4 protein-coding genes are annotated in these 12,537 nt (G+C 70.2%); 1 reads left to right on the plus strand and 3 read right to left on the minus strand.

The features are described 5' to 3' along the window. Positions 1–16: 16 nt before the first annotated feature. From ACFWDO_RS13605 to ACFWDO_RS13615, 3 genes are all read right to left on the minus strand, one after another. Positions 17–1,765, minus strand: coding sequence for a carbohydrate-binding module family 20 domain-containing protein (locus tag ACFWDO_RS13605; protein ID WP_380323788.1), 1,749 nt, complete (start codon positions 1,763–1,765; stop codon positions 17–19). Between the two features lie 290 nt (positions 1,766–2,055). After that, positions 2,056–3,102 (minus strand): hypothetical protein, encoded by a 1,047-nt coding sequence (locus tag ACFWDO_RS13610; RefSeq protein WP_380323785.1) that lies wholly within the window; start codon positions 3,100–3,102, stop codon positions 2,056–2,058. Between the two features lie 77 nt (positions 3,103–3,179). Next, entirely contained in the window at positions 3,180–5,177 is a 1,998-nt protein-coding gene (locus ACFWDO_RS13615; protein WP_380323782.1) for an alpha-amylase family glycosyl hydrolase, read from the minus strand. Between the two features lie 537 nt (positions 5,178–5,714). Between ACFWDO_RS13615 and ACFWDO_RS13620 the strand changes: the two genes are divergently transcribed. Beyond that, the gene (locus ACFWDO_RS13620) at positions 5,715–12,512 is read left to right on the plus strand and encodes a hypothetical protein (protein WP_380346989.1); all 6,798 of its coding nucleotides are present in this window, start codon (positions 5,715–5,717) and stop codon (positions 12,510–12,512) included. Positions 12,513–12,537: the final 25 nt, after the last annotated feature.

Here is a 12,537-nt window from a genome sequence, read left to right on the forward strand (position 1 = left end):
GCCGCGTCGGCGATGGTCACTGTCGCCAGGTGTCCGCCAGCGTGACCGTCCCGTCGGACGCCACCGTCGCGGTGCGGTTGGCGCCGCTCTCCCAGACGACGGTCCCGTGGTCGTCCCGCTTGACGTACTTGTACTCGAAGGACGTTCCGGCAGGGAGATCGAGGGTCGCGCTCCACACCGGGTACGTCGCCGAGGACAGGGGCACCCCGTTCGCCGGTGCCCAGGAGCCCAGCGCGGGGAGGTTGCCCACGACGTAGACCGCCTGGCCCCACGACGTGCTGGCGGTCACCGCGAACGACGCTTCGCCCTGGCCGTCGGGAGGATCGACGGGACCGGGGTCGCCGCCGCCTCCGTCGGTCCTCGCGCCGACGTGCAGGGCGAGCGCGCCGTACGCAGGCACCGTCGCGGTGAAGGTGCCCGCCGCGGAGACGGTGTAGGTCCTGCTGCAGTCCTTGGCGGCGACGACGTCGCAGTACGTACCGGCGGGGAGCGAGGTCTGGTAGGTGCGGGTGACGGCGCCGCCCGTGTTGTTGATCGTGACGTAGCCCTTGTCGCCACGCCCGTAGGCGATGTGGTTGCCGCCGTCGTCCCACCAGTTCGTCACGGCCGTGCCGGCGACCGCGTTGTGGAAGCCGACCATGCCGGCGACCTCCGTCCACCGCTGGGTGCAGGTCCAGGCGGCGTTCGAGCAACTCGCGTCGGGGACTGAGGTGCCGGAGGCGCCCGGGGCGCCGGCGTCCTTGTCGTCCCACGTGTAGCCGGAGTAGACGCTGGGCGAGCCGTAGGGCCAGGAGAGCATGAACGCGTTCGCCAGGACGTACTTGGCGCCCCACTTGTAGTTCATGGTCTCGCCGTTGCGTTCGGTGTCGTGGTTGTCGACGAAGACCCCGGCGCGGTCGGACGGGAGCTTGTTGTCGCCGATCGAGCGCAGGTCCTTGATCTGTCCGTCGAACCTGGACTTGAGGTCGCGGGCGTAGAAGAACTCGTGGGAGTCCCCGGAGCCGAGGTACTCCGACGGCTGGATCGGTTCGCCGGAGGCGCCGATGACCTCCTGGACCCAGTAGATGTTCGGGTTGCTGAGCCTGGCCTTGATGGCGGCGAGGTCGTTCGCCGGGATGTGCTTCGCGGCGTCGATGCGGAAGCCGGACACGCCCATGCCGATGAGGTCGTTCAGGTAGTCCGCGATCTTGCCCCGCACGTAGTCGGAGCCGGTGCGCAGGTCCTGCAGCGAGACGAGGCGACAGTTCTGCACGTTGCCGCGGTCGCCGTAGTTGGAGATGTTGGACCGGCAGTCGTTGAAGTCGGCGTACCCGAAGGGCACGCCCGGGAAGCTGTCGACCGAGTAGCCGGTGCCTCCGGTGCCCGTGCCCGAGCCGGTGTCGGCACCGGACATGTGGTTGATGACGGCGTCCGCGATGACGCCGACGCCGGCCTCCTTGCAGGTGCTCACCATGCGCTGGAACTCGGCGCGGCTACCGAGCTTGGACTCGATCTTGTAGCTCACCGGCTGGTAGGAGGTCCACCACGCGGTGCCCTGGATGTGCTCCTGCGGCGGGGAGACCTGGACGTAGCCGAACCCTGCGGGGCCGATGGTGCTGGTGCACTCGTCGGCGACCGAGTCCCAGGTCCACTGGAACAGGTTGAGGATGACGTCGCCCCGCCCGTTCGGGGAGTCGACGACGGGCGTCGGCGTCCCCGGGGAGGCGGCGGCGGGGGCCGCCGCAGGGACGAGGGCCGCGACGGCCGTCCCCAGGGCGACGGCCAAGGACGCCGCCGCTGCACCGAGCCGTCGCGGCCAGGTTCGGCTGGGTGGTGGCGAGGGATCGGCCGGGGTCGAGGACCAACAGTCGCTGTCGTGGGTGCGCGTCATTGCTTCTCCTTCGAAGTGCGGTACGCCGCCGACCTCGCACGGTGGGCGGCGTGCCGCTGACGATGCACGCCCGCGGGCTGCGGGCGTACGGCACTGCTGTCTTCACACACCCCGGCAGCCGGGCCGTGACGGCCGGCCGGTGCTGCCGGAGAACCAGGTGACGGCCTCGCGGCCGGCAGGTCGCGCTACTCGTGCCCGATGCGCGCGAGGGGGACGGAGAACGCGTCGGCGTCCTCCTTCTCCGCGGACGTGGAGGTGTCGGCGGAGTACGGCTCGGTGGCGTGGTCGAGCACGACCGGGTCCTGCGGCAACGACCCGATGGCCGACTCGCCGAACGTGGCGGTCAGCAGGACGCCGATGCCGTCGGTCGTGAGGGCGTCGGACGTCGTCCCGAGGGCCTTCAGCGGGATCTTCATCTCGTACGTGGTGTCCTGCGCGGCGTCGTGCCCCGCCGCGGCGAGGTCCTCGTAGAGGTCCTCGTCGAGCAGGTCCTCCGGGGCGTAGCCGGAGCCCCCGTTGTCGTCGATCCCGAGGACGCCCTCGGTCACGAGCCCGTCGGCGTGCTCGAGCTCGATGCCCGCCTTCGCGAACCCGAGCACGTTCTCCTCCTCGTAGTCGAAGGAGCCGGAGGCGTTGGGGAGGAAGAGCGACGGCTTGCCGACCCCCGGCTTGGCGGAGAACATCACCAGGCGGTCCACGCCCTGGGTCGGGGCGTAGGTGCTCTTGATGCCCCACACGCCCTTCTTCGTGCCGTCGACCAGGCCGTCGGCGGCGACCTCCGGGTCGACGTCCAGGGCGACCGACATCGGGATGTCGCCCGCGTACGGCTTGCCGTTGTCGCTGACCGGGTAGGTCTGGCCGGGGTCGACGACGTCGGTGACGTTCGTGATCTGCCACATCAGGTAGAGGTTCGCGTCGTCCCATGCCGCCGACAGCGAGTACAGGTCGTAGACGGGTCCCTCGTGGCTGCCGCGGAAGATGCGCGGGTCGTCGTTCGCCACGCCCTGGGCGACCACGGCCTGGGGCGACCACTCGGAGGCGTCGCCGTCGACCACGATGTCGGCGGCCTCGCCGACCTGGTCGCCGGGGTTGGTGACGTAGTACGGGCCCTGCTCGGCGGCCGGCGGGGGAGCGGCGTCGTCCAGGGGCGTCGCCGTGGCCGGGGCGGAGGCCACGAGACAGGTGGCTCCGAGGCAGCAGGCCGCGACGGGGACTGCCTTGAGGGTGCGCATGACGGACGGGTCCTTCCGGACGGAGGTGTGGACAGGGTGGGAGCGGGCTGCTGGAGGGATGAGCCGAGCGACCCGAGCTACCGGAGGTACGGGCCGTCGGCGCCGACCTTGCCGGGCGCGGGGTTGCCGGGCAGGTCGAGGACGTACGCGCGCAGGTTGCCCTTGCCCGGTGCGGCGATCGTGAGGGTGCCGTCGGTGACGGTCGTGGTGTCCCCGGAGACGGCGTCGGTGTACGTCCCGTCCGGGATGCCGGAGAAGGACGCCTTGCCGGACACGGTGACGAGCACGAAGCTGTCCGTCGCGCCGGAGGTGAAGCGCCGCTTGTACGCCATCGAGCCGTCGACCCCGTCGGTGGAGTACTGGCCGGACTGCAGCGCGGGGACGGCACGGCGGATCTGGTTGAGTCGCTGGACGTGCTTCACCAGCGGCTTGTCGAGCGTCGTGGCGACGGCGCCGGTCGCCTCGTCGACGACACCGAACTCGGACGCCTTCACCGTGCCGGCGAGGTGGTCGCCGAAGTACGCCCGCCCGGTCGTGGCCAGGGGGCAGGTGGGGCCGCAGTCGATCTTCTCGCCCTTCTGGAACTCGATCTCCGACCCGTAGAACAGGGTGGGGATGCCGCGGAACGTCCACATCAGCGACATGTTCTCGGCCCATGCGTCGGTGCCACCGGTGTAGCGGGTGGACGACTTGTTGGGACCGTAGTCGTGGCTGTCGACGTACACGGCGTTGTAGGTGGCGTCGTTGACGGAGTCGTCGGAGTCCTTGCCGTTCTGGAACGCGTTGACGGCGTCGGAGAAGTTCATGTGCATGCGCATGTCGATGATGTTCATGCCGGAGAACTTGGTGCGGTCGGGGGCGTGGTAGGCGTTGCCGTCGAGGAACGCGTTGTCGCTCGTGGGCTGGTTCGACGGACCCTGGGCCTGCTCGTACTCGTACATCTCGGCGGCGGCCTCGGTGTCGTCGGCGCTGTACTCCTTGCGCTCCTTCCAGGTGAAGAACTGCGCCGAGTGGTTCACCGAGCCGCGGTTCCACTTGTCGTTGACGAACGCCGCGACCTCGCCGAAGACGTAGAAGTCGTCCGCCTTCTCCGTGCCGTACTTCTCCACGAGCTTGTCGTGGATGGCGGGCAGGAACCGGCGGTTCCAGGTCGTGCGGGGGATGTGGACGGCGGTGTCGATACGGAAACCGTCGACGCCCATGTCGATGTACGTGTTGTAGGCGTCGATCAGGTACTCCTGGACCTTCGCGTTCTCGGTGTCGAAGTCGGCGAGGTCCTCGTGGATCCAGCAGCTGCGCGCGTCCTCGCCCTCCCAGTTGCCGATCCAGCACTGGTGGTAGAGGTCCGAGGGGAACATGCCCGAGGTGGGGTTCGGCCACTGGCACTGGTAGATCTTCTTGCCGTCGGCGCCGGTGCCTGCGGGCGCACCCCAGTTCTTGCAGGTGTTGTCCGCGGGCTCCGTGGTGGACCACCGGTCGCCGTTGTACGGGTTGCCGTTCGCGTCCTCGTCCAGCGGGTCGTACTCCTTGCCCGCGACCGGGTCGTCGTAGTAGTCGCCCCAGTCCTTGTCCTGCACGCCGTACGCCGTCGGGGTGAACAGGCCCTTGGCGCCCCACCGCGAGCTGTGGTTGTAGACCACGTCCTGGTAGATCTTGATGCCCTTGGCGTGGGCGCGGTCGATGAGCTGCTGGTAGGAGACCCCGTCGGACTCGAGCCGAGGGTCGATCCGGTAGAAGTCGTAGCCGTGATAGCCGTGGTAGTCGTAGTCGGACCGGTTCATCACCACGGGCGTGATCCAGATCGCCGAGAAGCCGAGCCCCTTGATGTAGTCCAGCTTCTCCGCCAGGCCCTGGAAGTCTCCCCGGAACATCGGGTCGTCGCCGGCGGCGTTGCCCGACTTCTCGTGCTGGTTCCCCCCGCGGTTGTTGGACGGGTCGCCGTCGTTGAACCGGGCGGTCATCGCGAAGTAGATCGAGTCCTGGCGCGGGTCGCCGCCGAGCATCGTCGCCGGCTCGGCCTCGGCCGTGGCCTGCGTGGCGCCCGGGGGCGTCGGTGCGGGGACGGCGGTCCCCACGGAGGGCACCAGGCCCAGGAGCAGGACCCCGACGAGCGGGGCGAGGAGGAGCCGACGGGCCCCGCGTCGCGGACGGGTGGCGTGGTTCCAGACCTGGGCTACCGATCGGCGTCGCCGGGTGACTGCGGGGTGGGACATGAGCTTCCTCTCGTCGTCGGGAGAAGCGCAGTGCACCGTCGGCACACCACCTGCAAGCAACGTTGCTGCAATTTGCTGACGCGTTTCGGGCGACCCTACGGGCGTCGAGCGCCCGGGTCAACAGCCCGTCTCAAGTGGCGGGAAACGGCGTGGTTCCGCGGGTTTCTCGGTCGACGCCGTGCACCGGAGGCCCTGACGAGCGGGCTCGGGAAGGGCCCGAAACGGCGTTGACGAGGGCTTTTGGGCGTCGGTTGCCTCTGCGCATCGTGGCGGGGCGTGTTACGGATGGGAACGGCCGTGTTCACGATCTGTAGAGGGGCAGACATGCGATTCCCGGAGCGGGCACGACCGAGGCAAGCTCGTCGGCGGCGCGTCGCCGCGACCGTGAGCCTGGCCCTCGTGGCCTCCCCCGTGGCGGCCGTGGGTGGCGTCGCGGCCGCCTCGCCCGCCCAGGCGTCGCCGGCGGCCGCAGCCGCAGGACCCGCGCAGGCGGCGGGACCGCTGGCGGCGGCGCCGGGCAACCCCGGAGTCCCGTCCGACCCGACGGAGGTCTTCCTCGAGACGTTCGAGAACGGCGCGGTCGGGACCGCGGAGGGGCTCGAGGAATATCCCGGGACGGACGGCGTGACCTACACCGCCGAGTACCCGTGGCTGGAGCAGACCGACTGCAACGGCACGATCCTGAGCTACTCGGTGGCGGAGTCGCCGTGCCCCAACGGGTCGACCCAGGCGTATCCACGGGACAACACGCGCCGGCTCGCCGACGTGCTCGGTCAGGTCCAGGCCGGGGTGCCCGGGGGTACGGACGACAACCCCGCGAACGGTTCGGACGCGACCACGCAGGCCAACCGCGCGCTCACGGCGTTCACGAACACGATCAACCCGCCCGCGAACTCGGTCGCGCTGCGGTCGCAGAGCGCCGGGGACGTCGGCACCCTGCCGCAGAACCGGTTCCTCACGTTCTCCGTGGACGTCGCCGAGCTGTCCTGCACGTTCCAGGGCGGGAACAACGTCTCGCGGCTGAACTTCTTCCTCACCTATGACGGGGTGGAGCACCCCACGCAGGACGCCCCGATCAGCGCGTGCACCGACCCGAGCGCGGGGTCGTACACGTCGCCGACCCTGCCGGACAGCGGGGGCTGGGGCACCGGCGGGCTGTTCGTCCGGGCGGGCACCTTCATCGCGAACGGGTCCCAGCTCGTCCCCGCCGGCACGGACCTCGGGATCGTGATGCGCAACGCCACGGGGACGGGCGTGGGGAACGACTTCGCGTTCGACAACATCCGCCTGCTCGACGTGACGCCGCAGCTCGACAAGTCGTTCGCGCCGGCCTCGGTCCCGGTCGGCGGGACGTCGACCCTCACGCTCACCGTGACCAACACGTCCGAGCTCGGCCCGAAGGACGGATGGGCCTTCACGGACACGCTGCCGGACGGCTTGGTCCTCGCGGACCCGACCAACACCGGCGGGACCTGCGACGCGACCACCGTCGCCAGCCCCGGGGGCAGCACCATCGCGGTGACGGACGGGTCCCTGGCCGAGGGCGAGGAGTCGTGCACGATCACCGTCGACGTCACGTCGGACACGCCGACCGGCGCCGACCCGTCCCCGAAGACGTACGCCAACTGCGCGGAGAACATCTCCGACCAGGTCGGCATCCTCGATCCCGACTGCGCCGAGGTGGAGTTCTTCAGCACCCCGGAGCTGGACATCGAGAAGTCCTCCGACGCCGACGCCGACACGCGCGTCGGGGACACCGTCACCTACACCGTCAGCGCCACCAACAACGGCAACGGGGACTACACCGCGGACGACCCCGCCGTCGTCATGGACGACCTGAGCGGCGTGCTCGACGACGCCACGTACAACGACGACGCGACGTCCGACGTCGGCGACGACCCGACGTTCGACGACCCGATGCTGCGATGGTCCGGTCCGCTCCCCGTGGGCGACACCGTCACGCTGACGTACACCGTCACCCTCACCGCCGGCGGCGACCGCCAGGTGCGCAACGTCGCCTGGGAGCCCGAGAACCCGGACGACCCGCAGCCGCCGGCCTGCGACCCGCCGACCGACGACGGCGTCGACCCCGACACGGGCGAACCGTGCGCGCCGGCGGAGTTCGAGCTGCCGGCCCTCGCCGTCACGAAGTCCGTGGACACCACCGAGCTCCCGACCACCGGCGGCGTGGTCACGTACACGGTCGAGGTGGAGAACGTCAGCGGCGTCGACTACACGGACACCGCGCCCGCGTCCGTCACGGACGACCTGAGCGACGTGCTGGACGACGCCACGTACAACGACGACGCCGTCGCCGACCCGGACGTCGGCACGCTGTCGTACGAGGAACCGGAGCTCACCTGGTCCGGCCCGCTCGCCGCCGGCGAGACGGTGACGCTGACGTACTCCGTGACCTTCACGGGCGAGGGCGGCGACGCCCATCTCGTGAACCAGGCGTGCGTCCCCGAGGATCAGGCCGCGGACCAGGCCGAGGCCTGCTCCGGCACGTCCGTCCCCGCCGCGCACCTCACGTCGTGGAAGGAGGTCTCGGCCGACCCCGCGCCCGCCGCGGCCGGCTCGGTGCTGACGTACACCCTGCACTTCGCCAACGACGGCACCGCCCCCGCCGACGTCGACCAGGTCGACGACCTCACGCACGTGCTCGACGACGCCGACGTGACCAGCGAGCCCGAGGCCTCCAGCGACGACCTCACCGCCGCACGCGACGGCGCGCAGATCGCGATCACCGGGTCCGTACCCGCCGGCGACGAGGTGACCGTCACCTACCAGGTCACGATCAGGGACGACGGCGACCGGGGCGACAACGTCGCCGCCAACTTCCTGCTCGACCCCGGCCAGGACCCGCCGCCGGACCCGGACTGCGACCCGGCCGACCCCGACCTGCCCGACTGCACCGTGACGCCCATCCCGGAGCTGGTGGACTCGAAGTCCGTGGACCCGGAGTCGGGGACCGCTGTGGCGGCCGGTGACACGGTCACGTACACGCTGACCTTCGAGAACACCGGGACCGCGCCTGCCACCGTGGATCGGGTCGACGACTTGTCCGGGGTGCTGGACGACGCGGAGCTCGTGGCGGGCTCGATCGTGGTGGAGCCGGACGGTGGGCTCGATGCCGCGCTGGACGGAGTGCAGCTGACGATCACCGGATCCGTGCCGGCTGGTGGCACCGTCACGGTGACGTATCAGGTGACGGTGCTGCCCGACGGTGAGCGGGGCGACAACAGCCTGGGGAACTTCCTCCTGGATCCGGGTGAGGATCCGCCGGAGGAGTGCGCGGACGACAACCCGGACTGCACGGTCAACCCGGTGCCCGAGCTCGTTGACAGCAAGTCGGTCGACCCGGAGTCCGGGACCGCCGTCGCGGCCGGTGACACTGTCACTTACACGCTCACGTTCGAGAACACCGGGCAGGCTCCCGCGACGGTGGACCGTGTCGACGACCTGACGGGTGTGCTGGACGATGCCTCGTTCGTCGATGGTTCACTGGTGGTCGATCCCGGCGATGCGGGCGTCGCTGCGGCGTTCGACGCCGACGCCTCGCAGATCGCGATCACCGGATCCGTGCCCGCGGGGGCGACCGTGACCGTCACGTATCAGGTCACCGTGCTGCCGGACGGCGAGCGGGGCGACAACAGCCTGGGCAACTTCCTGCTCGACCCGAGTCAGGACCCGCCGGACGAGTGCGCGGACGACAACCCGGACTGCACGGTTAACCCCGTGCCGGAGCTGGTGGACTCGAAGTCCGTCGACCCGGGGTCCGGCACGGTGGTGGCCGCCGGTGACACGGTCACCTACACGCTGACGTTCGAAAACACCGGGACGGCCCCGGCCACGGTGGACCGGGTCGACGACCTGTCGGGGGTGCTGGACGACGCGTCGTTCGTGGACGGGTCCCTGGCGGTCGATCCGGATGACGCAGGGGTCGATGCGGCGTTCGACGCGGACGCCTCGCAGATCGCGATCACCGGAACCGTGCCTGCTGGAGCCACCGTCACAGTCACGTACCAGGTGACGGTGCTGCCCGACGGCGATCGAGGTGACAACAGCCTGGGCAACTTCCTCCTGGACCCGGGTCAGGATCCGCCGGACGAGTGCACGGACGACAACCCGGACTGCACGATCAACCCCGTGCCGGAGCTCGTGGACTCGAAGTCCGTCGATCCGGAGTCCGGTACCGCGGTCGCGGCTGGCGACACCGTCACCTACACGCTGACGTTCCAGAACACGGGCGCAGCTCCCGCCTCGGTAGACCGGGTCGACGACCTGTCCGGGGTGCTGGACGACGCGGAGTTCGTGGCGGACTCGATCGTGGTGGACCCGGATGGCGCGCTTGACGCTGTGTTGGACGGCGACCAGCTGGCGATCACTGGCTCCGTGCCGGCCGGTGCCACCGTCACAGTCACGTACCAGATGACGGTGCTGCCGGACGGTGAGCGGGGCGACAACAGCCTGGGGAACTTTCTCCTCGATCCGGGTGAGGATCCGCCGGACGAGTGCGCGGACGACAACCCGGACTGCACGGTCAACCCTGTGCCCGAGCTCGTCGACAGCAAGTCGGTCGACCCGGATTCCGGCACAGCCGTCGCCGCCGGTGACACGGTCACCTACACCCTGACCTTCGAGAACACCGGCACCGCTCCGGCCACGGTGGACCGGGTGGACGACCTGTCGGGGGTGCTGGACGACGCGGAGTTCGTGACCGGGTCGATCGTGGTGGACCCGGAGGGCGGCCTGGAGGCAAACCGCGACGGTGACCAGCTGTCGATCATGGGGTCGGTCCCGGCGGGATCGACCGTCACGGTCACGTACCAGGTGACGGTGCTCCCGGACGGTGAGCGGGGCGACAACAGCCTGGGGAACTTCCTCCTGGATCCGGGTGAGGATCCGCCGGACGAGTGCGCGGACGACAACCCGGACTGCACGGTGAACCCGGTGCCGGAGCTGGTGGACTCGAAGTCCGTGGACCCGGAGTCGGGGACCGCCGTCGCGGCGGGGGACACGGTCACCTACATGCTGACTTTCGAGAACACGGGGACGGCGCCGGCCACTGTGGACCGGGTCGACGACCTCACGGGAGTGCTCGACGACGCCGAGCTCGTCGAGGGTTCGCTCGCCGTCGATCCCGATGACGCGGGGGTCGATGCGGCGTTCGACGCCGACGCCTCACAGATCGCCGTCAGCGGCTCTGTCCCGGCGGGTTCGACGGTCACGGTCACCTACGAGGTGACGGTGCTCCCTGATGGCGAGCGCGGGGACAACAGCCTGGCGAACTTCCTGCTCGATCCCGGTCAGGATCCGCCGGAGGAGTGCGCCCCTGATGACCCCGACTGCACGGTCAATCCCGTGCCGGAGCTGGTCGATGGCAAGTCGGTGGACCCGGAGTCCGGGACGGCGGTCAGCGCGGGGCAGAGCCTGACGTACACGCTGACGTTCGAGAACACGGGGACCGCGCCGGCGACGGTGGACCGGGTCGATGACCTGTCCGGGGTGCTGGACGACGCGGAGTTCGTCGCGGACTCGATCGTCGTCGATCCCGACGGTGGTCTGGACACGACCCTCGAGGGCGACCAGCTGGCCATCTCGGGTTCGGTGCCTGCCGGATCGACCGTCACGGTCACCTATCAGGTCACGGTCCTGCCCGATGGCGAGCGCGGCGACAACAGCCTGGGCAACTTCCTGCTGGATCCGGGTGAGGATCCGCCGGAGGAGTGCACCGACGACAACCCGGACTGCACGGTCAACCCCGTGCCTGAGTTGGTGGACTCGAAGTCCGTCGACCCCGAGTCGGGGACCACCGTCGCGGCCGGCGACACCGTCACCTACACCCTGACCTTCCAGAACACGGGCGCGGCGCCGGCCACGGTGGACCGGGTGGACGACCTGTCGGGCGTGCTGGACGACGCGGAGTTCGTGACCGGGTCGATCGTGGTGGACCCGGATGGCGGTCTCGACGCGACTCTCGAGGGTGACCAGCTGGCCGTCAGCGGCTCGGTGCCGGCCGGCGAGACCGTCACGGTGACCTACCAGGTCACCGTGCTGCCGGACGGGGAGCGGGGGGACAACAGCCTGGGGAACTTCCTGCTCGACCCGGGTGAGGACCCGCCGGACGAGTGCACCGACGACAACCCGGACTGCACGGTCAACCCGGTGCCTGAGCTGGTGGACTCGAAGTCCGTCGATCCCGAGTCAGGGACCGCGGTCGTGGCCGGGGACACGGTCACGTACACGCTGACCTTCGAGAACACGGGTGCGGCGCCCGCGACGGTGGACAGGGTCGATGACCTGTCCGGCGTGCTAGACGATGCGTCGTTCGTCGACGACAGCCTGGCGGTCGACCCCGACGACGCGGGAGTGGACGCGGCGTTCGACGCCGACGCCTCGCAGATCGCGATCACCGGATCCGTGCCCGCGGGGGCGACCGTGACCGTCACGTATCAGGTCACCGTGCTGCCGGACGGCGAGCGGGGGGACAACACGCTCGGCAACTTCCTGCTCGACCCGGGTCAGGACCCGCCGGACGAGTGCACGGACGACAACCCGGACTGCACGATCAACCCCGTGCCCGAGCTCGTCGACAGCAAGTCCGTCGACCCGGAGTCCGGCACCGCCGTGGCCGCCGGCGACACCGTCACCTACACGCTGACCTTCCAGAACACCGGGACGGCCCCGGCCACGGTGGACCGGGTCGACGACCTGTCGGGCGTGCTGGACGATACGGAGTTCGTGGCGGACTCGATCGTCGTCGACCCGGACGACACCGTCGCGGCCTCCTTCAACGCCGACCGGATCGTCATCGTGGGAGAGGTCCCGGCTGCCGCCACCGTCACGGTGACCTACCAGGTCACCGTGCTGCCGGACGGGGAGCGGGGCGACAACAGCCTGGGCAACTTCCTGCTCGACCCGGGCCAGGACCCGCCGGAGACGTGCACGGACGACAACCCCGACTGCACGGTCAACCCGGCACCGCCCGGTGACGAGGTCACGCCCCCGCCCGCGCCGGACGAGCAGCCGCCGGGGCCAGCGCCGGCCGAGCCCCAGGGGCCGTCGTTGCCGCGGACGGGCGCGGACCTCCTGCCGTTCGTGCTGCTCTCGCTCCTCCTCACCGGAGCGGGTCTGGTGATCTACCGGCGCACCAGGCCATCGGCTCGGGACGGTCGCAGCGGGCAGACGTCGTAGCGGACAGACGTCGCCGCCGGCGGAC

The sequence above is a fragment of the Isoptericola sp. NPDC060185 genome (assembly GCF_042728595.1).
Lineage (GTDB): Bacteria > Actinomycetota > Actinomycetes > Actinomycetales > Cellulomonadaceae > Isoptericola.

What these genes read in the sequence shown, in the direction of transcription:
- ACFWDO_RS13610 (WP_380323785.1), bottom strand. Translation starts at nt 3,102, where the DNA reads ATGCGCACCCTCAAGGCAGTCCCCGTCGCGGCCTGCTGCCTCGGAGCC.